General features: G+C 66.5%; 21 protein-coding genes. 13 read left to right on the top strand and 8 right to left on the bottom strand.

Features of this window, described 5'->3' with window-relative positions; translation table 11 throughout:
- The first annotated feature begins 112 nt into the window (after positions 1-112).
- Positions 113-2641, top strand: a complete 2529-nt coding sequence (locus C167_RS0114870) for a LuxR C-terminal-related transcriptional regulator (RefSeq protein ID WP_017519068.1) — start codon at positions 113-115, stop codon at positions 2639-2641.
- 22 nt (positions 2642-2663) lie between these two features.
- On the opposite strand, the gene C167_RS0114865 is transcribed toward C167_RS0114870, so the two are convergent.
- Positions 2664-3473 (bottom strand): SirB1 family protein, encoded by an 810-nt coding sequence (locus tag C167_RS0114865; RefSeq protein ID WP_017519067.1) that lies wholly within the window; start codon positions 3471-3473, stop codon positions 2664-2666.
- A gap of 154 nt (positions 3474-3627) precedes the next feature.
- Here C167_RS0114865 and C167_RS0114860 point away from each other — a divergent pair, with 154 nt between their 5' ends.
- On the top strand, positions 3628-4662 hold the full coding sequence (locus C167_RS0114860; protein ID WP_017519066.1) for a Glu/Leu/Phe/Val dehydrogenase family protein: 1035 nt from the start codon (positions 3628-3630) through the stop codon (positions 4660-4662).
- 95 nt (positions 4663-4757) lie between these two features.
- Here the strand turns inward: C167_RS0114860 and C167_RS0114855 are convergent, their stop codons facing one another.
- Together C167_RS0114855 and C167_RS0114850 are read right to left on the bottom strand one after the other, a co-directional pair.
- On the bottom strand, positions 4758-5024 hold the full coding sequence (locus C167_RS0114855) for a YebG family protein (protein WP_017519065.1): 267 nt from the start codon (positions 5022-5024) through the stop codon (positions 4758-4760).
- A gap of 269 nt (positions 5025-5293) precedes the next feature.
- A complete protein-coding gene (locus C167_RS0114850) occupies positions 5294-5575 on the bottom strand; it encodes a DUF3509 domain-containing protein (RefSeq protein WP_017519064.1) in 282 nt (93 codons plus the stop codon).
- 168 nt (positions 5576-5743) lie between these two features.
- Between C167_RS0114850 and C167_RS0114845 the strand changes: the two genes are divergently transcribed.
- The 6 genes from C167_RS0114845 (at position 5744) to C167_RS0114820 (ending at position 10798) form a co-directional block, all read left to right on the top strand.
- Positions 5744-6223, top strand: coding sequence for a phosphate-starvation-inducible protein PsiE (locus tag C167_RS0114845; RefSeq protein ID WP_017519063.1), 480 nt, complete (start codon positions 5744-5746; stop codon positions 6221-6223).
- Positions 6224-6307: 84 nt separating this feature from the next.
- Positions 6308-7279: an HlyD family secretion protein gene (locus C167_RS0114840; RefSeq protein WP_017519062.1), complete on the top strand. Its 972-nt coding sequence runs from the start codon at positions 6308-6310 to the stop codon at positions 7277-7279.
- Positions 7261-8433 carry an ABC transporter permease gene (locus C167_RS0114835; RefSeq protein WP_017519061.1) on the top strand — a complete coding sequence of 391 codons (1173 nt, stop codon included), beginning with the start codon at positions 7261-7263 and terminating at the stop codon, positions 8431-8433. The genes C167_RS0114840 and C167_RS0114835 overlap by 19 nt, the downstream gene beginning before the upstream one ends.
- 9 nt (positions 8434-8442) lie before the next feature.
- Complete coding sequence (locus C167_RS0114830; RefSeq protein ID WP_017519060.1) at positions 8443-9576, top strand: ABC transporter permease; 1134 nt, start codon at positions 8443-8445, stop codon at positions 9574-9576.
- A 34-nt stretch (positions 9577-9610) separates the two neighbouring features.
- Positions 9611-9970 carry a YceK/YidQ family lipoprotein gene (locus C167_RS0114825; RefSeq protein WP_017519059.1) on the top strand — a complete coding sequence of 120 codons (360 nt, stop codon included), beginning with the start codon at positions 9611-9613 and terminating at the stop codon, positions 9968-9970.
- 42 nt (positions 9971-10012) lie between these two features.
- Positions 10013-10798 (top strand): 3-hydroxybutyrate dehydrogenase, encoded by a 786-nt coding sequence (locus C167_RS0114820; protein WP_017519058.1) that lies wholly within the window; start codon positions 10013-10015, stop codon positions 10796-10798.
- 26 nt (positions 10799-10824) lie between these two features.
- Here C167_RS0114820 and C167_RS0114815 read toward each other — a convergent pair whose 3' ends face one another.
- Positions 10825-12855 carry a DEAD/DEAH box helicase gene (locus C167_RS0114815; protein ID WP_026079065.1) on the bottom strand — a complete coding sequence of 677 codons (2031 nt, stop codon included), beginning with the start codon at positions 12853-12855 and terminating at the stop codon, positions 10825-10827.
- A gap of 441 nt (positions 12856-13296) precedes the next feature.
- On the bottom strand, positions 13297-14184 hold the full coding sequence (locus tag C167_RS0114810; RefSeq protein WP_017519056.1) for a DMT family transporter: 888 nt from the start codon (positions 14182-14184) through the stop codon (positions 13297-13299).
- Positions 14185-14320: 136 nt separating this feature from the next.
- Here C167_RS0114810 and C167_RS0114805 point away from each other — a divergent pair, with 136 nt between their 5' ends.
- The 4 genes from C167_RS0114805 (at position 14321) to C167_RS0114790 (ending at position 18246) form a co-directional block, all read left to right on the top strand.
- A complete protein-coding gene (locus C167_RS0114805; protein WP_026079064.1) occupies positions 14321-15721 on the top strand; it encodes a PLP-dependent aminotransferase family protein in 1401 nt (466 codons plus the stop codon).
- A gap of 394 nt (positions 15722-16115) precedes the next feature.
- A complete protein-coding gene (locus tag C167_RS0114800; protein WP_017519054.1) occupies positions 16116-16403 on the top strand; it encodes a hypothetical protein in 288 nt (95 codons plus the stop codon).
- Complete coding sequence (locus tag C167_RS0114795; protein ID WP_026079063.1) at positions 16400-17923, top strand: PepSY-associated TM helix domain-containing protein; 1524 nt, start codon at positions 16400-16402, stop codon at positions 17921-17923. The genes C167_RS0114800 and C167_RS0114795 overlap by 4 nt, the downstream gene beginning before the upstream one ends.
- The gene (locus C167_RS0114790) at positions 17923-18246 is read left to right on the top strand and encodes a DUF3325 domain-containing protein (protein WP_017519052.1); all 324 of its coding nucleotides are present in this window, start codon (positions 17923-17925) and stop codon (positions 18244-18246) included. The genes C167_RS0114795 and C167_RS0114790 overlap by 1 nt, the downstream gene beginning before the upstream one ends.
- Positions 18247-18319: 73 nt before the next feature.
- Here C167_RS0114790 and C167_RS0114785 read toward each other — a convergent pair whose 3' ends face one another.
- The gene (locus C167_RS0114785; protein WP_017519051.1) at positions 18320-19195 is read right to left on the bottom strand and encodes an AraC family transcriptional regulator; all 876 of its coding nucleotides are present in this window, start codon (positions 19193-19195) and stop codon (positions 18320-18322) included.
- Positions 19196-19332: 137 nt separating this feature from the next.
- On the opposite strand from C167_RS0114785, the gene C167_RS0114780 reads away from it, so the two are divergent.
- Entirely contained in the window at positions 19333-20226 is an 894-nt protein-coding gene (locus C167_RS0114780) for a DMT family transporter (protein ID WP_017519050.1), read from the top strand.
- A gap of 118 nt (positions 20227-20344) precedes the next feature.
- On the opposite strand, the gene C167_RS0114775 is transcribed toward C167_RS0114780, so the two are convergent.
- Positions 20345-21319 (bottom strand): 2-hydroxyacid dehydrogenase, encoded by a 975-nt coding sequence (locus C167_RS0114775; RefSeq protein ID WP_017519049.1) that lies wholly within the window; start codon positions 21317-21319, stop codon positions 20345-20347.
- A gap of 207 nt (positions 21320-21526) precedes the next feature.
- A complete protein-coding gene (locus tag C167_RS0114770) occupies positions 21527-22462 on the bottom strand; it encodes a LysR family transcriptional regulator (protein WP_017519048.1) in 936 nt (311 codons plus the stop codon).
- Positions 22463-22602 lie beyond the last annotated feature (140 nt).

The following is a 22602-nucleotide window of genomic DNA, read 5'->3' as shown; positions in this document are numbered from 1 at the left end:
AGCACGCACCTCAGAGCAGCCTGCGCTATATCGCGCCATGAGTCTGGCTGATGGTCCTTTGCCCGCTCCGCCCAGGGGCATAGTCTGGCCGGCAAATGGCCGGAAGAAGCCCATGTCGACAATCGCCCTGCACAGCGCGGCGCTGCCGCGACTGCCACGCCAGCATCTGCCCCGCGGACGGCTGCACGCCAGCCTGAGCACCACCGAATGCCGCCTGCGCCTGCTGGTGGCGCCGCCCGGCTGTGGCAAGACGGTGCTGATGAGCGAGTGCGCACGCCTGGCGCCGGCCGGTACCCGCGTGGTCTGGCTGGGGATGGGTGGCCGCGGGCTTTCGCCCGAGCAATTCTGCGAACGGCTGGGCGAGGCGCTGGGCGTACCCTGGTCCGGCGAGGAAGCCCTGTGTGCCTGGCTGGAGAACGCCAGCGAGCCGGTCTGGCTGATGCTCGATGACTATCCCCGCGCCCCCGATCCGGTCCTCGACGATTGTTTCGACCGCCTGCTCGCCGTTGCCTCGCCGCAGATCGGCTGGTGGCTGGCCAGCCGCCGACGCCCCGCCTGCAACCTTACCCGCCTGCTGCTCGAGGGCGAACTGCTGGAACTGGGCGCCGCCACGCTCGCGTTGACCCAGGGCGAGCTGGACGCCTATCTGCAGACCGCCGGCCTGGAATGGCCCCAGGCCCAGCGCCAGGCCCTGCAGGAAGCAACCCACGGCTGGTTTGCCGGCGTGCGCCTGCGCCTGCTCAGCCTGGGCAACGACTTCGTCGCTCCCTGTGCCACCCAGATGAGCAATGCCGGCATCGGCCTGCTGCAGGATTATCTGCAACGCGAAGTCCTGGCGAGCCTGCCGGCGGAGCTGGCGGAAACCCTCTGCGGCCTGGCGCAGATCAGCCGCTTCAATCGCGAACTGTGCGACTACCTGTTCGACGAACCCGGCCTTGCGCTGGACGGCCTGCAGGCCTGGGGCGTGCTGATCGAGCCCGTGGACAACACTCAGCACTGGTTCCAGGTCGCGCCCATGGTTGCGGCGGCGCTGGCCAGCCTGTCGCGCTGGCCTGCGGCCAACCTGCACCGGCGCGCCTGCCAGTGGTTCACCCAGTGCGGGGAGATCCATTCAGCTTTCGAGCACTCGCTGTACGCCGAGCAGCCGGACGTTTCCGCCAGCCTGTTGCAGCGTCTGACCGAGGAACAGCTGCTGCACGGCCGCAACGTCGAGCGCGTGCTGCAACTGCGCGAATCGCTGCCCGACGAGCTCCTGTGCAGCACGCCGCGCCTGCTGATCCTCAATGCCTGGACGCTGTTGTTCGTTGGTCGCCTGGACGACGTCGAGGCGCTGCTGACCGGTTTCGACCGCTTCCTGCCGATGCCTGGCGAACACCGTCAGCGCGCACTGGTGGCCCAGTGGCAGGGGCTCAACGGCATGCTTACCCACGCGCGCGGACTGCCCGGCTCCCGCGAGCAACTGCGCGAGGCGCTGGCGCACCTGCCCGAGGATGCCTGGGCGCAGACGCTCATCTGCCTGTCTGCGCTGACCCAGCAGGCCCAGGCTGAGGGGCGGCTGGCCGAGGCGCGACTGATCAACCGCGAGGCGCTGCGGCGCGCTCGCCTGCAAGGCAGCACCACCTTCGAAGCGCTACTGGAACTGGACCGCGCCCAATGGCTGGAACAGCGCGGCGAATTGCAGCGCGCCGACGCGTTGTTGGCGCGGGTGCAGGAATACCTCGACGAGATGCGCATCACCTGCAACGCCATGGCCGGTCGCGTCGCCTTGCGCCGCGGCTGGCTGTGCCTGCGCCAGGGCCGCGACGACGAGGCGCGCGAGCTGTTCATCGCCGGCCTCAACGAAACCCGCCGCAGCCACGACCCGAGCCTGATCTACGGCTTCACCGGCATGGCCTGGCTGGACGCACTGGATGGCGACACCGACGGCGCCTTCAGCCGACTGCTGGAGGTCGAGCGGCTGATGCAGTTGCAACACGTGCCGGAGCCGATCTATCGCGGCCCGCTGCTGCTTGCCAGTGGCGCGCTGCACCTGCGTTTGAACCGGGCCGGCCCGGCGCGGGAAATCCTCCAGCGGGTCGCCTCGCGCTACCGCACCGATCGCCTCAGCCCGCCAGCGGCAGCGCCGGACCAGATCCTGCGGGTCGAGCATCACCTGGCGCTGGCCGAACTCTACGACGGCGACGTGGACGCCGCGCTGCAGCGTCTGCAGGGCCTGCTTCCCGACCTGCTGCGGCAAGGCCGCAATACACTGGCCTGCGAAGTCTGGCTGGCACTGGCCGAGGGACACTTCATCTCAGGCAATCTGGACGAAGCGCGTAGCTCGCTGGACGAGGGCGTCGCCCTGGCCCAGCGCTTCGGCCTGCTGTCCTCCCTGCACGAAACCCAGCGCCGCCAACCCGGCCTGTTCGGCCTGCGCCCCAACGCGGGTGAGATCACCCCGAACAACCTGTTGAGCCTGCGCGAGCTCTCGGTGCTGGAGCTGATCGCGCGCGGTTGTTCGAACCTGGAGATCGGCGAGCGGCTGTACATTTCCCTGCACACGGTAAAAACCCACGCGCGTCGGATCAACGGCAAGCTCGGCGTGGAGCGCCGCACCCAGGCGGTGGCGCGAGCCAAGGAGCTTGGTCTGTTGAAGGTCTGAGGCCTGTTGAACGTCCGAGGCGTTAGTGCAGCGCCTTGGGCGGCACGCTGAACTCGGCCAGGCGCTGAGCCAGGCGCATCTGCTCGGTGGCATCGTCGCTGAGCAGCATCGCGCGCTCCAGGTCGTAGCGCTCCGCCTGCGGGCAATCCAGAACATGGTACAGATCGGCGCGGGCGAGGTGATCGCTGGAACTGGGTGTCCCAAGCTCCAGTACGCGCTGGGCATCCTTGAGCGCCGCCAGCGGTTCCCCGGCGGCCAGGTGCAACTGGCGCAGGTTGCGCGACAGGCGCTGCAACATATCGGCGGCACTGGCGGTGCGCAGGTGCTCGGCGGACAGCTCTACGCTGGTGCCCATCTGCCGTGCCAGCAGGTCACGGCAATCGCGCGTGTAGAGACGGCGGCCGGTGGCGGGATCGAGCAGATGGTCGGCGCTGGGTACGCGCAGCAGAAAACGACCGGGGAAGTTCACGCCCACCAGGGTGATGCCGTTGCGTCGAGCCATTTCCAGGGCGATCAGCGCCAGCGACAGCGGCTGGCCGTGACGGCGCTGCAGCACCTGGGGGACCAGGGCGGCGCGCGGGTGCAGCGGGTATTGGTCGTCTTCGGCGAAGCCCAGTTCGCTCAGCCGGCGCAGCAGGAACTGCGCGCGTTCCGCATCGCCGTTGCCCTGGGGCAGCGCCACCGCGACCTGATGGGCAAGCGAGTCGAACAGGCGCAGTGTCTGCTCGGGCGGCAGGTGCGGTTCGTGCTCGGCGGCGATCCACAGGGCCGCTTCGAACAGGGCGGGCGGGTCCTGGGCAAGACAGGTGAGGCAGGCTTGACGCGGGTCCATGGCGTTCTCCGGCTGACCCTGCGGTTGTAACCGGAGCGCCGGGCACTCGTCCAGTGGCGCGGTCGTCGCCGGTGAAGGTGATGTGACAGGTGCTGCCTATACTCAAGGGGTCCGCCTACGGACCGCCGTTCACCCCAAGCAAGGGAGCGCCGCCATGTTCGACATGATGGAAGCCACCCGGCTCGAGTCGCTGCATCTCTTCCAGGACCCGACCACGGGACTCAAGGCCATCATCGCCATCCACAACTCCCGGCTCGGCCCTGCCCTGGGTGGCTGCCGTTACCTGCCTTACCCCAACCAGGACGCCGCGCTGCGCGATGCCGCGCGCCTGGCCCAGGGCATGAGCTACAAGGCGGCGCTGGCCGGCCTGCGCCAGGGCGGCGGCAAGGCGGTGATCCTGCGCGCCCCGCACGTCGACAATCGGGGCGAGCTCTTCGAAGCCTTTGGCCGCGCGATCGATTCCCTCGGCGGGGCGTACATCACGGCTGTGGACAGCGGCACCTCCAGTGCCGACATGGACTGCATCGCCCAGTTCACCCGCCACGTCACCAGCACCACCAGCGGTGGCGATCCTTCCCCTCATACAGCACTCGGAGTATTCGCCGGCATCCGCGCCAGCGCCCAGGCGCGGTTGGGCAGTGACGATCTCGATGGCCTGCGGGTGGCGATCCAGGGGCTGGGTAACGTGGGCTATGCGCTGGCCGAGCATCTGTCGGCGGCGGGGGCGGAGCTGCTGGTCAGCGACATCGACCCGGGCAAGGTGCAACTGGCGGTGGAGCAACTGGGGGCCCGACCGGTGCCCAACGAAGCGCTGCTCACCACCCCGTGCGACATCCTCGCGCCTTGCGGGCTGGGGGGAGTGCTGACCTCACAGGTGGTCGGCCACCTGCGTTGCGCCGCCGTGGCGGGCGCGGCCAACAACCAGCTGGCCCATCCCGAGGTCGCCGATGAACTGGAGGGAAGGGGCATCCTGTATGCGCCTGATTACGTGATCAATTCCGGTGGGCTGATCTACGTGGCCCTGCAGCACCAGGGCGAAGCGCTACCTGTCATCACCGCCCACCTTTCGCGCATCGCCGAGCGCCTGACCGAGGTCTTTGCCCATGCCCAGGCGGAGCATCTGTCGCCTGCACGAGTCGCCGACAAGCTGGCCGAACGGATTCTCTACGGGGAATATCCGGGCCACTGAAGCTGCAGCAACCCTGCAGGAGCTCGCCATGCCCGCGATCACGCGCATGGCGCTGCGGTCCGGAGTTTCCGGTTGTACCTGGAGTGCGCCGAGGCTCATTCCTCGGCGGCAGGCTCGCTGAATATCTCGCTCAACGCATCCGGTTGGTTCTTGAAGGCGCGGGCGAAGGCATCGCGGTTCCTGGCCATGAAGATACCGATCTCCTCGACCTGATCCTCCTTCAGCGAAGGCACCGCCTTCTGCAGCACGTCGGCCAGCGTTTCCGCTAGCTCCAGCATCTTGTCGTGCCGGTCGGCTTCTGCCTTATCCATGAACAGGCGCTCCGGATCGCGGCTGCTGCGGTACACCACTTCGACGGCCATTCATCACCTCTGTGCCTTCTCTTTGATTGGGGAGTTCGGAATAACTGTCTATTTATACAGTAATGCGATCGCACAATGCTACTGCTGCGGTGCGAATCGTTGCCAGCAGCGTAGACGCAGGAAAGGGCTGTGCTGGTAATTGGCCGGTATTGGCTGCGGCCCAAAGCAGTGCGCCCGCCCCGAAGGCGCGCGCGACGCAGCCAAGTGACTGGCGCAATGAATCGTCAGTCAGATGGCTCTGTAGGAAGGAATTCTTGCGAAGACGAGCTTCAGGACGCGATTGGCAGGCCGTTTTCGCCGCGCGTCATGGCTGCCAGCAACTGGGGCGCCGTGCCGCCTTGTTCGATGGCGATGCCGAAGCGGATGCTCTGGATGAAACGCTGAAGCTGTTCCGGGTCCTGCAACTGGGCGTAGCGGATCAGACGGCGCGCGGCCACGCCTTCCTCGGTGGAAAGGGTAAGGACGATGCTGCCGTCGGGCCGTTCAAGGCTGAAATTGACGCGGTATTGTTCCTGAAAGGCGTCGGTCAGTTTCTGAAAGGGGCTTTCCATCACTCGTTCCTGCCTGTTTTGTGGCGTGCCTCTGGATGGACTCAGGGGCTGCCGAAAAAGTTGCAGTCATCTTGTCGCAGCCTGTCTGTGGGATGACTGCGCAAGATCAATGGCGTAGCACTTGCAGGCTTCACGCCAACACAGCCATGTATTGCGGAGAACCGACGAATGAAACAGAACTGGGCCGAGCGTCTGAGCGAGCGGATGCATGGGTGCGCCGAATCCCTGGGCAACCTGCTGGTGGAGGGATTCCATTACCTGGCACTGTTCGCCATCGGCGGCACGGTGTTCTGGTCGGCGGCGGTGGCCTTCGGCGAGATGGTGGGGAAGGGGCACGCCAGCATCGACGACATCCTGCTGCTGTTCATCTACCTCGAACTGGGTGCCATGGTCGGCATCTATTTCAAGACCAACCACATGCCGGTGCGCTTCCTGATCTACGTGGCGATGACCGCGCTGACCCGCCTGATGATCGCCGATATCCAGCACAACCATGTCCCCGACGACGGCATTATCCTGGTCTCGGTAGCGCTGTTGCTGCTGGCGCTGGCGATTCTGGTGGTGCGTTATGCGTCTTCGCGCTTCCCCTCGCCGAGCTCGCCGCAACGCAGCGGCGAACGTGACCTGATCAGCGACGACGAGCGCTGATCGCCCGGTGGCTTGACCCAGGGCCGCCGCCCCGGCGGCGAATGCACTACCATCGGTGCACCGCCACCTGAGAAGACCTGCTCCATGAAGGGATGGAAACTGTTCGCCCCGCTGCTGATCCTGGTGATCATCGCCATCACCCTTTACCTGCGCCTGCATACTCAGCCGCTGTTGCTGCAAGGTGAAGCGGACGCCACCACCGTCATAGTCGCTTCCAAGGCCAAGGGGCGCGTCGAGGCGCTCCATGTGCGGCGCGGCGATGACGTGAAGCAGGGCCAGTTGCTGATCTCCATCAGCAGTCCGGAGCTGCAAGCCCAGCTCGATTCCCTGCGCGCTGCGCGCAACCAGGTGCAGGCGAACCTCGACGAATCCCTTCATGGCACCCGCGAGGAAACCCTGCGCGCTTTGCAGGCCAGCCTGTCCCAGGCCCAGGCCGAGTTGCGCAACGCCGAGCTCGAGTACCAGCGCAACGAGGAGCTGGCCGGTCGCGGCTTCGTTTCCCAGGCGCAGTTGGACCTGTCGCGGCGTGGCCGCGACGTGGCGCGCAATCGTGTCGCTGAGGCCCAGGCCAATCTCGACGAAGGCACCCAGGGTGACCGCGAGGAGCGCCGTCGAGCCCTGGAGGCCGCCGTGCGCAGGGCTGACGCACAGATACTCGAGTTGCAGGCGCAGACGGATGACCTCAATGTGGTGGCGCCTGTGGATGGCGAGGTCGGACCGATTCCTGCGGAGCAGGGCGAACTGGTCAATGCCTACAGCCCGTTGCTGACACTGGTGCGCTTGTCCGACAGTTATTTCGTATTCAACCTGCGCGAAGACATTCTTGCCGATGTGAAAAAGGGCGACGAAGTGGCCATCCGGGTGCCGGCTCTCAAAGGTATCGACGTGAAGTCCAGGGTCGCCTACATCGCGCCGCTCGGCGATTTCGCGACCAAGCGCGCCACCCGCGCCACCGGTGATTTCGACCTGAAGACCTTCGAGGTGCGTCTGTATCCCGACCAGCCGGTACCGGGCCTGCGCCCCGGCATGAGTGCGCTGTGGCAGTGGAAGCAGTAAGGCGCAACCTGCGGCGTTTCGCCCAGGCCTTCGGCAGCGAAACGCGGGTCGCGCTGCGCAGCTGGACCATTCACTGGCTCGGCTGGCTCTGGCCGCTGCTGCTGTTCGTGGTGATCAGTGGCGTGTACCAGGCGGGGACGCTACTGGACATGCCGGTAGCAGTGGTCGATGCCGACCACAGCAGCCTGTCGCGCAGGATCGTCCGCGAGCTGGATGCCGGTTCCCACGCCAAGGTCGAGGTGCTGGGTGGCGGCTTGCAGGAGGGGCTGCGTCGGCTGCGCATGGCCGACGACTACGCGCTGCTCTATATTCCTCGCGACCTCGAAGCCGACGCCCTGTCCGGCCGCCAGCCGGTCGCCGAGCTGTACTACAACTCGCTGTTCTATTCCGCCGGTTTCTACTCGACCCAGGATTTCAGTGGCCTGATGAGCTCGGTGAACGCCGAGTTGCGCCCGCGCCTGGCCGCGGGCATGGACCGCGCCATGCCCGCGTTGGCGAGTATCAGCGTGTCCTACGAAAGCCTGTTCAATGCCAGCGGCAACTACATCTACTTCCAGCAGTTCGCCGCCATCGTGCACCTGCTGCAACTGTTCGTGATCGTCGCCACCGTGCATGTGCTGGCGCGCGAGGCGCCGGAGCTGCGCGCCTCCTCGCCGCACATCCTCCGCGCCCAGGCCCTGGGCGCGCGGCTGCTGGGCAAGCTGGCACCCTACACGCTGCTGTTCAGCACACTGCTGATGGTTGAGCTGTTCCTGCTGGTGGAGCTCAACGGCGCGCGGATCAATGGCAATACCTGGTGGATGCTGGCGATCACCCTTTGCTACGTGGTGGCGGCGCAGAGCGTCGGGTTGATGCTGTTCATCTTCACCGCCAACCGTTTCAGTGCCTACTCTTTGATCGGCCTGCTGATCGGCGTGGCACAGACATATTCCGGCGTGCTGTTGCCCGAGCTGGCAATGCCCTCGGTCGCCCGCATCATCTCCGAGGCTGAACCCCTGACCCACACCTTGCACGGCCTGTTCGACCAGTTCCTGCGCAGGGCACCGGCCGAGTCCGGCCTGTATACCTGCTGCAAACTGCTGCTCTACCCGCTGATCGCCTACATGATCGCCAAGATGCGCCTGCGCCGGCGCCTCGACCTGAGCCCGGCGTAAGGAACCGCCATGGAGAATTTCTGGAAGGTCTTCCGCGAATCCCTCAGCGGCATGCTCGGCAAGCCGCTGTGGCTGCTGATGGTGCTGTCCGTGGCGCTGACCACCTTGCCCTATGCCCACCGCACCATGGACGACTTGCCGGTGGCGGTGATCGACATGGACCACAGTGCCGTGTCCCGCGAGCTGGTGCGCCAGCTCGATGCCGCGCCGAAGATCGCCACCGTCGGCTACGACCAGTTGCCCGAGGCGCAACGCGACCTGGCCTGGCGCAAGCTGTTCGCCATCGTGGTGATTCCGCTGGACTTCGAGAAGCGCGTGCTGCGCGGCGAAGCGGTGACCGTGCCGATCTTCGGCGACGCTACCAACCGCATGGCCAACGGGCAGATCCAGCAAGACATCAGTGCCACCTACACCGAGCTGTCGCTGCGCTACAACCGCGAGCGGCTGATGCGCGGCGGCTTCTCCGAGGTGCAGGCCAACGTCCTGCTGCAACCCGCCATCGGCCAGCTGACCGATCTGTTCAACCCTGGCACCAGCTTCGCCGCCATCGTCCTGCCGGGGCTGGTGACCCTGATCCTGCAGCACAGCCTGCTGCTCTCCTGCACGCGGGTGAACCTCAACCTGCGCGGCGGCACTCCGCGCTCGCTGCGCCAGCCCACCTCGACGCGATTCGGCCGCTATGCCGCGCAGCTCTCCATCTGGACGGTGCTGGCGATGCTTTTCTATGTGATCTGGCCGTGGATGATGGGCTACCGGCAGACGGCTTCGTTCTTCATGCTGATGGGCCTGGTACTGCCCTTCCTGCTGGCAGTGATCGCCATGAGCGAATTCATCGCCGAGGTGTTGCCTTCGGAGGAAGCGGTCTACCTGACCATGACTTTCATCACCCTGCCGCTGTTCTACATGGCCGGCTTCACCTGGCCGCCACAGGCCATGCCTGGGTGGGTGCAACTGCTGGCAGATGCGATTCCGTCCACCTGGGCGATCCGCGCGGTGGTGGAAATGAACCAGATGAACCTGCCGCTCTCGGCCGTGGCTGACCGTATCCTCGTCCTTTTCGCCATGGCAGCTGCCTATGGACTGTTGGGTACACTGATCTACCAGTACCGCAACTGGCGCTGGGACCAGCTCAAGGGCTGGTAGGCTGCCGCTTTCGCCATCGAGAGGGAATTTCGATATGACGATGTTCCGTTCCTGCGTGCTGCTCGGCGCCGCGTTGCTCAGCGGTTGCGGGTCCTATCACACCCTGCGCAGCGACGCTGTGGTGGACGCCAGCGACCTGAGGCTCGAGGGGACCTATTGCGGCGCCATTCCTCGCGTGTATGGCGGCGTGGTCTGGGATGCCTGCCAGCTGTATGGCGAGCCACCGGCCGATGCCGGTTATTCGCCGCCATCCACACCGGCGAACTACACCTTCGGCCCGCCGATCCTGCCTGTGCTGGACATGGCCTTTTCCGGAGTAGTCGACACCCTGGCCCTGCCTTACACCCTGTATCGGCAGAACCGCGACGGCAGTATCGAGCTGACCCGCGACTGATCCGTCTAGAGTGATAGTTCCTACCTCTTCGGGAACTCTCTGATGAAAGCACTCAACGGCAAGGTCGCGGTGGTTACCGGCGCGGCCAGCGGCATCGGCAGGCAGATTGCCCTGACCCTGGCGCAGGCCGGCGCGGCGGTGGCCATCGCCGACCTGCAGCAGGACGCCGCCCAACGCGTAGTGGCCGAGATCGAAGCCGCTGGTGGCAAGGCGCTGGCGGTGGCCATGGACGTGACCGACGAGCAGGCCGTGGACAGCGGCATGGATCGAGTGGTGGACACCTTCGGCGGCCTCGACATCCTGGTCTCCAACGCCGGCATCCAGATCGTCGACCCGCTGCAGGACTATGCCTTCGCCGACTGGAAGAAGATGCTCGCCATCCACCTCGACGGCGCCTTTCTCACCACGCGCGCGGCGCTGCGCCACCTGTACCCGGCAGGGCGTGGCGGCGTGGTGATCTACATGGGCTCGGTGCATTCCCACGAAGCCTCGCCGCTGAAATCGGCCTACGTCACCGCCAAGCATGGTCTGCTCGGGCTGGCGCGCACCCTGGCGAAGGAGGGCGGTCCGCACGGCGTGCGCTCCCACGTGGTATGCCCTGGTTTCGTGCGCACGCCTCTGGTGGAAAAGCAGATTCCCGAACAGGCGAAGGAACTGGGCATCAGCGAGGAGGCAGTGGTGAAGCAGGTGATGCTCGGCGGGACGGTGGATGGCGAGTTCACCACCGTGGAGGACGTCGCACAGACGGTCCTGTTCCTTGCCGGCTTCCCTTCGGCTGCGCTTACCGGGCAGTCGGTGCTGGTCAGTCACGGCTGGGGGATGCGCTGATTGGATGCGAACCGCTCTGGTGGAGATCAGACGGCCTTGGGCAGCGGCGCGAACAGCGCGTCGATATCCGCGTCGTCCAGCTGCCAGTCGCTGCCTGAGCCGTCGAGGATGCCGGCGGCCAGCGCGGCCTTGTCGCGTTGCAGCAGCTGGATCTTCTCTTCCACCGTGCCCCGGGCGATCAGCTTGTAGACGAACACCGGCTTGTCCTGGCCGATCCGGTAGGCGCGGTCGCTGGCCTGGTTTTCGGCAGCCGGGTTCCACCAGGGGTCGTAGTGGATCACGGTGTCGGCGGCGGTGAGGTTCAGGCCTACACCACCGGCCTTCAGGCTGATCAGGAACAGCGGCACGCGACCTTCCTGGAAATCCTTCACCGGTGCGCGGCGGTCGCGGGTATCGCCGGTGAGCAGGGCGTATTCCAGGTTGCGCTCGGCCAGCGCGTCGCCGATCAACGCGAGCATCGAGGTGAACTGCGAGAACACCAGCACCCGGCGGCCTTCGGCGAGCAGCTCTTCGAGCATGTCGAGCAGGTAGACCAGCTTGCCCGAGGTCACCGCGCGCGCGGATTTACCGGTGTGCGGCGGCGCTTCCTTGTTCACCAGGCGAATGTCGCAGCAGACCTGGCGCAACTTGAGCAGTGCTTCGAGGATGATGATCCGGCTGCGCGCCAGGCCACGACGGGCGATCTCGTCGCGCACCTTGCGATCCAGCGCCAGGCGCACGGTTTCGTAGAGGTCGCGCTGCGCTTCGCTGAGCTCGATGTGCTGGATGAACTCGCTCTTGGGCGGCAGCTCCGAGGCGACCTGCTCCTTGGTCCGGCGCAGCAGGAACGGCCGTATGCGCGCGGCGAGGTGCGCCAGGCGGCCCTGGTCGCCGTGGCGCTCGATGGGCGTGCGGTAATCCACGGCGAATTGCCGAGCATCGCCCAGCCAGCCGGGCAGGAGGAAGTGGAACAGCGACCACAGTTCGCCCAGGTGATTCTCCAGCGGCGTGCCGGTCAGGCACAGCCGATGACGTGCGCGAAGATGCCGCGCGGCCTGGGCGGCCTTGGTGGTGGCGTTCTTGATGTTCTGCGCCTCGTCGAGGATCAGCAGGTGGTACTCGTGCTGGGCGAGCTTCTCGGCATCGCGCGGCAGCAGGGCGTAGGTGGTGAGGATCAGGTCGTGCTCGGCGATTTTCGCGAACGCCTTGCGCCGCCCGGCGCCATGCAGGGCCAGCACGCGCAGGTCGGGGGTGAAGCGCTCGGCCTCGTCCAGCCAATTGGGAATCAGGCTGGTGGGCATGATCACCAGGGCCGGGCTGGTCAGGCGTCCGGCCTGTTTTTCCAGCAGCACGTGGGCGAGTGATTGCAGCGTCTTGCCCAGGCCCATGTCGTCGGCGAGGATGCCGCTGGCGCCGACTTCGCGCAGGGTCTGCATCCAGCTCAGGCCCTCGTGCTGATAGCCGCGCAGCTCGGCGTTGAGGCCCGCCGGAATCTGCGCCGGCTGGGCGCGGTAGTCGCGCAGGCGATGGGCGATCTCGCGCAACTGCTCGCCGCCCTGCCAGGTCAGCGGCAGTTCTTCCAGTTCCGTCAGGCGCGCGGCATCCGGCGCGCCCATGCGCAGGCGGCGTACCGGCGGCTGTTCGCCGATGTAGAACTCGGACAATGTACCCAGCAGCGGCTTGAGCTTGCCGAATGGCAGCGAGACGCGCAGAGGGCGGTCGGAGGCGGTCTGCCAGGTGTGGATCGGGTTGCGCCCGGCATCCAGGCGCAGCACCAGTTGTTCATCGTCGGCATGGCGGGCGAGGGCGACCGGGTCGAGCAGCGCCGGCATGCGCCGGATCAGTTCGATCAGCGCCGGCAGCAGGCTGATGCGCCGGCCATCCACCTCGATGCCCAGTTCCAGGTCGAACCACTGGCGGTCGTCGGTTTCCTCGATTTCCGCGTACCACTTCTCCACCGGCGAGAGATCGAAGACGAATTCAGGGCGGATGTCGATTTCCCAGCCCTGTTCGCGCAGCTGCGGCAGGCCCTCGCGCATGAACTCCTGCCAGGCGCTGTCGTCTGGCAGCTCGAACATTTCCCCGGCGCTGTCTTCCAGGGCATCGCTGCGGCGCATCGCCGGCTTGAAGCCCAGCTCGCGCAGCTCCAGGCGCCAGGCGTGCTCCTGCTCCAGTTCGCGGCTGACGCGCACGATCTGGTCGTCGCGGAACACCCGGATCTCGCGGCCCGAACGCGGGGTGACGCTCCCCGAAACCGGCATGTCGCCGTACAGAAATGCCAGTGCAGCGCGGTGCCGGGAGATGTTCTGCATGCGTCCGCTGCGCAGGTCGAAGCCGCTGTGCACATGGCTGCCCAGGGTCAGCCGTGGCCGCGGCGCGAGTTCGTCGCGCTCCACGGCAGGCAGTGGAGATTCGGCGGGTGGCTTCATCCGAGTTTCCTTCCGGCAGTCCAGCCGAGTACGCAAACGCCCGATGATACCGCGATTTTTCTCGGGCGGGACGCGGAAGGAAACCGGCGGTCAGCGGGCGAAGCGTTTCGCCCCCGCTACACACAGCACGACGGCGACGGTGGCGCCAGCCATCAGCGGGCTGATCTGCTCGTGCAGCAAAAGACCGGCCAGCGCCAGGCCGAAGAAGGGCTGCAGCAGTTGCAACTGACCGACTGCGGCGATGCCGCCGGTGGCCAGGCCGTGGTACCAGAAGAAGAAGCCGATCAGCATGCTGAACAGCGACACGTAGCCCAGGCTGAGCCAGGCCGGCCAGCTGGCGCCGGTGAAGGTTTCCGGCTGGGTGTACCAGGCCAGCGGCAACATGAGTGGCAGGGACAGCACCAGCACCCAGCAGATCACCTGCCAACTGCCCAGATGCCGGGCGATGCGTCCGCCCTCGGCATAACCCAGGCCGCAGACCGCGACGGCGGCCAGCATCAGCAGGTCGCCGATGAAGTTGCCCGCGCCGCTTTGTGACAAGGCGAAGCCGGCGACCACGGCGCTGCCCAGCAGCGAGCAGATCCAGAACGCCGGGCGTGGTCGTTCGCCGGCGCGCACCACGCCGAACAGTGCGGTAGCCAGCGGCAGCAGGCCGACGAAGACGATGGCGTGGGCCGAGTTGACGTGCTTGAGCGCCAGCGCGGTAAGCAGCGGGAACCCCACCACCACACCGCCGGCGACCACCAGCAGGGGGAGCAGGTCCTTGCGCGCCGGCAGTTTCTGCCGCAGCACCAGCAGGATCGCCGCCGCCAGCAGGCCGGCGATACTGGCGCGGGCGAGGGTGAGGAAGGTCGGGTCGAAATCGGCTACCGCGACCCGCGTTGCCGGCAGCGAACCGCTGAAGATCAGCACGCCGAGAAAGCCGCTGAGCCAGCCGCCGAGGTTGCTGTTCGTGGCGAGAGTGGAAGTGTTGTTCATGGTGGTCTTCCGGCAGGAAAGCGAGCTTGCAGATTGCGCGCGGAGCCGCCCGGCGGCCAGTGACAGAAGAGTACAATTTGCGCAAACTGTCCGTAAATTATATGGGTACACATTTTCCGGGGCAGGTGAGGGCCGCATGGGCAGAACCAAGAGCACTCGGGTCGATTCGGTAATTCAACTCGTGCGCGAGCGCCTGGCTGCACGGGCGCTGGTGCCGGGAGAACGGCTGCCGTCGATTCGCCAGTTGGCCGAGCAGTTGGAGGTCTCCAAGACCACCGTCGTGGAAGCCTACGACCGGCTGACCGCCGACGGCGTGATCGCCGCGCGTCGGGGCTCGGGCTTCTATGTCGCCGGCCACGCGCCGCCGCTGTCCCTGGCTGACGTCGGCCCGACACTGGACCGCAGCATCGACCCGCTGTGGATTTCGAGGCAGTCGCTGGAAGCCGCGGATACCTCGCTCAAGCCCGGCTGCGGCTGGCTGCCGCCGTCCTGGCTGCCGGAGGAGGAACTGCGCCGCGCGCTGCGGCAAATCGCCCGCGAACCGCAGTCGGGGTTGCTGGAATATGGCCGTCCCTATGGCCATTCCGGCCTGCGCGAACAACTCGCCCGCCGGCTGGCGGACTACGGCGTGCCGGTCGGTCCGCAACAGGTGGTGCTCACCGACAACGGCACCCAGGCCATCGATCTGGTGTGCCGTTTCCTGCTGGAGCCGGGCGACTGCGTGCTGGTGGACGACCCCGGTTACTTCAATTTCCAGGCCCTGTTACGGGCGCACCGCGTGCAGGTGGTTGGGGTACCCTACACCCCGACCGGGCCGGACGTCGTCGCCATGGCGACCTTGCTGGAGCAACACCGCCCGCGCCTGTACATCACCAACTCGGCCTTCCACAACCCCACCGGCGCGGTGCTCTCGCCGCTGGTCGCCCATCGCCTGCTGAAGCTGGCCGAGGCCCACGACCTGCTGATCGTCGAGGACGACATCTTCGGCGACTTCGAGCACGAGAGTGCTCCACGGCTATCGGCCTTCGACGGGCTGGAGCGGGTGATCCAGGTCGGCAGCTTCTCCAAGACGCTGTCCGCTTCCGTGCGCTGCGGCTACATCGCCACCCAGCCGGAATGGTGCGAGCGCCTGGTGGACCTGAAGCTGGCGACCAGTTTCGGCAACAGCCCGTTCAGCGCCGAGATGCTGTACGAACTGCTGCGCAAGGGCAGCTACCGCCGCCACCTGGACAGCCTGCGCGGACGCCTGGCCGATGCCATGGGCGAGACACTGCAGCGCCTGCGTGCGCTGGACATCCAGCCCTGGCTGGAGCCGCGCGGTGGAGTGTTCGTCTGGGCCTGCCTGCCGGGCGGGCTGGATGCCGCCGAGGTGTCCCGCGCAGCCCTGGCGGACAACCTGGTGCTGGCGCCGGGCAACGTGTTCAGCCTGAGTCAGAGCGCCGCCGGCTACCTGCGTTTCAACGTCGCCCAATGCCTGTCGCCCCGCGTCTTCGAGGGGCTGGAGCGGGCCATGGCACAGGCGTCGGGTCGCCGGTAACGACGTCCGGCCCCGCGCCGAGCGAAACGGCTGCGGGGAACTGAACAGTGGGATGAGAGCGTCTTGAACAGACACTTCGCGTGGACGGGGAGACTCCCTCGTGGGGGCCGAACCTGTTCAGCCCTCCACCAACAGCCGCTGCCTCGCCCCTCCTGGCAGCGTCCGACGGGACGATGAACAGCCTGCTGCGCGCCCTGGACCTGACCGAGACCGGCACCGTTCAGCGAATTTTCGACACAGATACTCACAAACAGCGCTGTCAGGTTCTTTTAATTGAGAACCAATATCATATAATTCCGCTTTTCAATCGCGTGCCCGGGAGTTGCCTGGGCCGCCTCGCAGGATCCCGTCCGATGTGCGTCTCCCAGCGCCTGACCCATCCGAGAGCCGACGTATGAGCGGAACCCGATTCGGCGCCGTCGCCGCGCGCATTTTCAGCGCCGTGGTTGTCGGTTATGCCCTGGCCTATGCCGCCACGGCCTTCTTTAGCGTGTACCTGCCGATGTCGCGCTCGGACCGTGTCTCCCTGGCGAGCCTTGCCTGCTTCATCGTCTGGGTCGCCGCGATCCTTTACGCGTTCGGCGCAAAAAGCCCCTGGCGCGCGGTCTGGGCGCCAACGGCGCTGAGCATCGCGCTGGGCCTGGCGGCTTTCCTGCCGACAGCCTACGGGGTGCGCCCATGAGCCTGCGTCAGTCGATGTCCGGGCTGCACACCTGGAGTGGGTTGCTGGTCAGCTGGATTCTCTTTGTCGTGCTGTTCTCCGGCACGGTCGCGGTGTTCGACAAGGAACTCACCCGCTGGATGACGCCGCAGTTGCACAAGCTCGAAGCGGTGAACGTCGGCGCCGACCAGGTGCGCGAGCTGATCGTCGAGCGCGCGCCCAAGGCCCACGGCTACTGGATGCACCCGCCCACCGAGCGCATGCCGTACTGGACCGCCGGTTGGGAGCCGGCGGACTTCAGCGAGTTCCAGTCCTTCCTGGTGGACGCGCAGAGCGGCGAGGTGCTGCCCAAGACCGTCGGCGGCAACTTCTTCCTCGAACTGCACTACGAACTGCACGGCGGGATGATCGGCCTCTACGTGGTTGGCGTCGCCGGCGTGTTCATGCTGGTGGCGCTGGTCAGCGGGGTGATCGTCCACCGACGCATCTTCAAGGACTTCTTCACCCTGCGCCCGAAGGCGGCCCGTCAGCGAGCGTGGCTGGACGCGCACAACGTGCTGGGCGTGCTCGGCCTGCCGTTCCACCTGCTGATGGCCTACACGGGCCTGGCGATCTTCATCACCTTCTATATGACCGCTGGCATCAAGGTGGCGTACAAGAACGACCTGGAGCATTTCTTCCATGACGTGCAGGGCGCCTTCGACCGCGAGGAATTGGACAAACCGGCGAAGCCGCCCAAGTCCATCGACAACATGATCCTCAAGGCCCGCCAGGCGTGGGGCGACGACAGCCAGGTCGGCTGGATCAACATCGAACATCCCAACGACGCCGCGGCGATGGTGCAGATCCGCAAGGCGGTGGACAAGGGCATGGTCAACGACCAGCGCACCGTGTCCTTCGACTCTGGCACCGGCGCGCTGCTGCACGTGCAGAAGCCTTACAAGCCGGGCTACAAGACCTACGCCTGGTTGACCGGCCTGCACATGGCGCAGTTCGGCAACGACCTAGTGCGGGTCATGTATTTCGTCCTTGGCCTGGTGGGTTGCGTGATGGTTTTCGGTGGCCTGCAGGTATGGGTGAGCAAGCGAGAAACCCGCGGCCACCGAGGCTTGGCGCTGGTGCGGACGCTCAATGGCGCGGTCTGTGGCGGCTTGCCGATTGCATCCCTGGGCTTGCTCGCGGCTTCGCGCCTGCTGCCGGCCGATCTCCTCCAGCGTACCCGCTGGGAGGCCACCGCCTTCGTGGTGATCTGGCTGTTGGCGCTGGCCCACGCACTGCTGCGACGTGGCAGCCGCGCGATGGCTCGCGAGCAGTTCGGCGCGCTGGCGGCGCTGGCGCTGCTGCTACCGATGCTGAGCCTGTTCGGCCCCGAGCCGGGCCGGGTGACGACGCATGTCGCCAACGGCGACTGGATGATGGTCGGTATCGATTTCGGCCTGCTGCTGATCGGCGTGCTCTGTGCCTTCCTCGGTTGGCGACTGGGGCGCGAGCGTGCCGAGCCTGTCCGCGAACGTCGTGCCCGTAGCGAGGAGTACGCCTGATGCTGCTGGTGTTCGGTCTCAACCTGCTGGCGCTGGCGGCGGCGTGCCTGTCGCTTTCCCGCCATCATCGCGATCTGTTCGGCAGTGCGCCGTCGCAGCCCCGTGTGCGGCTGCTGCGTATTGCCGCAGTGGTGGATGGTGCGTTGGCGCTGGCGTATTCGATCCACGTCATCGGCGTCGAACTGGGCATCGTCTACTGGGCGTGCCTGCTGATGATTGCCGGGGCTGTGCTGGTCCTGCTGCTGGCCTGGCGGCCGCGCTGGGCGTTGCCGACGGCCGCGGCGATGCCGGTGATCGGCGGCGTGCTGGCCGTACTGGGCTGACGCTTCAGGCTCCTACAGGTCGGTTATTTACGTAGGATCGGACGCCGTTGGGTTTACCATGCCGGCCCGCGCTCTATTCCTCGAACGCCTGCCGATATTCCCCCGGCGTCCCGCCCACCACTGAGCGGAAGCGGTTGGCGAAATGGCTGGCGCTGGAGAAGCCACAAGCCAGGGCGACCTGGCTCAGCGGCTGGCGCGTATCGCGCAGCAGCCGCTGCGCCAATGCCACGCGGCGGGCCAGTACATACTGGTGCGGCGGCATGCCGAAGCTTTCGCGGAACATCCGCGCGAAGTGGTATTCCGACAACGCGGTCTGCATTGCCAGCTCGCCCAGCGACAGCGGCTGATCCAGGCGTTGCTCGATGTAGTCCGCCACACGCTTGCGCATGGTCGGCGCCAGGCCGCCTTTGAGTTTCAGCCCTTCCCGCAAGCCTACCTGGTTCAACAGCAGATGATCGATCAGGTCGTGGGCCAGGGTGCTGGTTCGGATGCGTTCACCCGGCTCGTGCCAGTCGAGTTTCACCAGTTGGCGAAAGCGCGCGGCCTGCTGCGGGTCGTCGAGGAAGGTGCGTTCGTGCAGTTGCAGTTCGCGCGGCTCGCGGTCGAGCAGGCGGATGCAGCCGAGGGCGAACTGTTCCTGGCCGATGTAGAGGTGCGCCAGGCGGATGTCGCCGTTGACGATCCATGCCGACTCGGCGCCGGCGGGCATCACGCAGAGCTTGTCCGGCGCGCCCTTGCTGCCGGGTGCGCCACGGCGAAAGGTGCCGGTGCCGTCGTTCAGGTAGCAGGACAGGGTGTGGTGGCTCGGCGCGTGATAGTCGCGGGCGTCGTGGCTGTTGCTCCAGATCGCCGCGGACAGCCCGTCGCCCAGTTCCGCACAACGCTCCAGGCGGGCGTTGGGCGAGGCGTTCATCGACTGGAAGACTTCGAGCTGGGAAATGGCTGACATGGGCGTTCCTCTGTTGTCTTCAACTCTACCTGTGCGGGCGTGCCTTGCCAGCCCGGTTGTCGCAATAAGCGCAAGAATCTGCAAGCCGGGGTCGGGACGGGACGGGAGACTGTTTCCCCAGTACTCCGGAGACCGCCATGAATCTCTCGCTCTATCTGCTCACCGTGCTCATCTGGGGCACGACCTGGATCGCCATCAAGCTGCAGGTCGGCGTGGTCGCCATTCCCCTGTCCATCGCCTACCGTTTCAGCCTGGCGGCGCTGGTGCTGTTCGCCCTGTTGCTGGTGTCGCGGCGGCTGCAGCCGCTGGGGCGGCGCGGACAGGCGATCTGCTTCGCGCAGGGGCTGTGCCTGTTCTGCGTGAACTTCCTGTGCTTCTACACCGCCAGCCAGTGGATCCCCAGCGGGCTGGTCGCGGTGGTCTTCTCCACCGCCACGCTGTGGAATGCGCTGAATGCGCGTGTGTTCTTCGGCCAGCGCGTTGCACCCAATGTACTGGGCGGCGGGGCATTCGGCCTGGCGGGGCTGGCGCTGTTGTTCTGGCCGGAGCTTTCCGGGCATCAGGCGACGCGGGAGACCTTCTACGGGCTGGCCCTGGCGCTGCTGGGCACGCTGTGTTTCTCGGCGGGCAACCTGCTGTCGAGCCTGCAACAGAAGGCCGGGCTGCGGCCCCTGTCGACCAACGCCTGGGGCATGCTCTATGGGTCGCTGATCCTGCTGGCGATCTGTCTGGTGCGGGGCGTGCCGCTGACCTTTGACGCCAGCCCGCAGTACGCCTGGTCGCTGCTGTACCTGGCAATTCCCGGTTCGGTGATCGGCTTCACCGCCTACCTGACGCTGGTCGGGCGTATGGGGCCGGAGCGCGCGGCCTACTGCACCGTGCTGTTCCCGGTAGTGGCGCTGAACGTCTCGGCCTTTGCCGAGGGCTACCAGTGGAGCCTGCCGGCACTCGCCGGGCTGGGGCTGGTGATGGCTGGCAACGTCCTGGTATTCCGCAAGCCCAAACCGGTGTTGCAGCCAGCACGGGCGTGACCCTGTAGGAGCGAGCTTGCTCGTGAACCAACCCCGCCGCGAGGCTGTTCGCGAGCAAGTTCGCTCCTACCTAGATACCCTGGCTTTCAGCGCTGGGCCATCAGCCTCGTGGGGTGCATCAGGCCTTCCAGGCCTGCGGATTGACCAGATTCTTCGGCTGCTCGCCACGCAGGGCGGCTTCGAAGTTGTCCAGCGCGCACTCGGCCATGGCCTGGCGGGTTTCGTGGGTGGCTGAACCGATGTGCGGCAAGGTCACGGCGTTGGGCAGGGTGAACAGCGGCGATTCGGCCAGCGGTTCCTTCTCATAGACGTCCAGGCCGGCGGCGAGGATGCGTTTCTCCTGCAGCGCTTCCACCAGCGCGGCCTCGTCGATCACCTGGCCGCGGGCGATGTTCACCAGGATGCCGCTGGGCTTCATCAGCTCCAGCTCGCGCTTGCCGATCAGCTTGCGGGTCTTGTCCGACAGCGGCACCACCACGCAGACGAAATCCGCCTCGCCCAGCAGTTCCTCGAAGCCGCAGAAGCGCGCACCGAACTCCTGTTCCAGCTCCGGTTTGCGGCTGTTGCCGTGATAGAGGATGTCCATGTTGAAGCCGAAGCGGCCGCGGCGGGCAATGGCCGCGCCGATGCGGCCCAGGCCGAGGATGCCGAGCTTCTTGCCGTGCACGTCGACGCCGAAGTGCTGGGCGTCCACGGTGCGCTTCCACTGGCCGGCCTTGGTCCAGGCGTCCAGCTCGGCGGTGCGCCGGGCAGCGGCCATGATCAGGGCGAAGCCGAGGTCGGCGGTGGTTTCGGTGAGCACGTCCGGGGTGTTGGTCAGCGGGATGCCGCGCTGGTTCAGGTAATCCAGGTCGTAGTTGTCATAGCCCACCGAGACGCTGGAAATGACTTCCAGTTGCGTGGCCTGGGCCAGTTGCTTCTCGCCGAGCGGGCGGCCGACACCGATCATGCCGTGGGTGGTCGGCAGGGCGGCGGCCAGCTGCGCGTCGACATCGCCCTGTTTGGGGTCCAGCACGGTGACGTTGAACTGGCTGCGCAGGCGGTCGAGGTGTTCCGGGGCAAGGCGGCTGAATACGAAGACGTTCTTTTTCATGGCTCTCGGACGGCTGGAAGGCGGGAAGGGGGTTAACCCTACCATTGCCGGACCAGAGCGGCGCAAGGCTTGCGTGCGCGCCGGGCGATTGTCGAACGTGAGGGGGGGCGCAGCGGGGAAGACGATGGGTTCGCGGGCAAGCTCACTGAACACCGGGGTAAGGAGTTACACAGTGAGCTTGCCCGCGAAACACGGCGAAAAGGGTGGTCAGGGTCCCACATCGGCGAGGCCAGCGCCATCGGCCTGGAGCACGCCGGGGAGATTTTCCCGCAGGTACGCGACCCAGGTCTTGATTTTCGCGTCCAGGTACTGACGCGACGGGTACAGCGCGTAGACGTTGAGGATCTGCAGTTTGTAGTGCGGCAGCACGCGCACCAGCGAGCCGTCGCGCAGGCCGTCGATGGCCGAGTAGACCGGCAGGGCGCTGATGCCCATGCCCGAGCCGATGGCCTCGGTCATGGCGTCGCCGACGTTCACCTGGAAGGGCGATGGGCCCAGCGTGATCATCTCCTGGCCGTTGGGCCCGTCGAACAGCCACTTGTCCAATGGCAGCACCGGGCTGATCAGGCGCAGGCAGTCGTGCTCCATGAGCTCGGTCGGGGTTTTCGGCGTGCCGCGCCGGGCCAGATAGTCGGGCGAGGCGCAGAGGATGCTGTAGGTCTCGCCGATGCGCTGGGACACCAGGCCCGAGTCGGGCAGTTCCGAGGCGACCACGATGGCGACGTCGAAGCCTTCGTCGAGCAGGTCCGGCACGCGGTTGGCCATGGTCAGCTCGAAGGTCACGTCCGGGTGCAGCTGGCGATAGTTGGCGATGGCGCGGATCACATAGTGCTGGCCGATGCCGGTCATCGAGTGTACGCGCAGGCGGCCCGCGGGGCGGGCATGGGCGTCGCTGGCCTCGGCTTCGGCCTCCTCGACATAGGCGAGGATCTGCTCGCAGCGCAGCAGGTAGCGCTGGCCGGCCTCGGTCAGGGCGATGCGCCGGGTGGTGCGGTTGAGCAGGCGGGTCCGCAGGTGGGACTCCAGATTGGCGACCGCACGGGATACGTAGGCGGTGGTGGTGTTCAACTGCTGCGCGGCGGCGGTGAAACTGCCGGTTTCCGCGACACAGGCGAACGCACGCATGGTCTGCAGTGTGTCCATTGGGGCCTCGTCAGTGGGCGTCTGTCCCGGGTGGCGACGCCGATGAAGCGTTACGTCGCCGCCGACGGCATGTCCTTGATGAGGGGCAATGCGCGGAGCAGAGCGGGGGCGTCCTATTGTCACATGGATGACGACACACA

The sequence above is a fragment of the Pseudomonas nitroreducens TX1 genome (genome assembly GCF_000313755.1).
GTDB lineage: Bacteria > Pseudomonadota > Gammaproteobacteria > Pseudomonadales > Pseudomonadaceae > Pseudomonas > Pseudomonas nitroreducens_A.
Note: the sequence above shows the minus strand (reverse complement) of the source record. Positions and strands in the feature narration are given on the sequence as shown.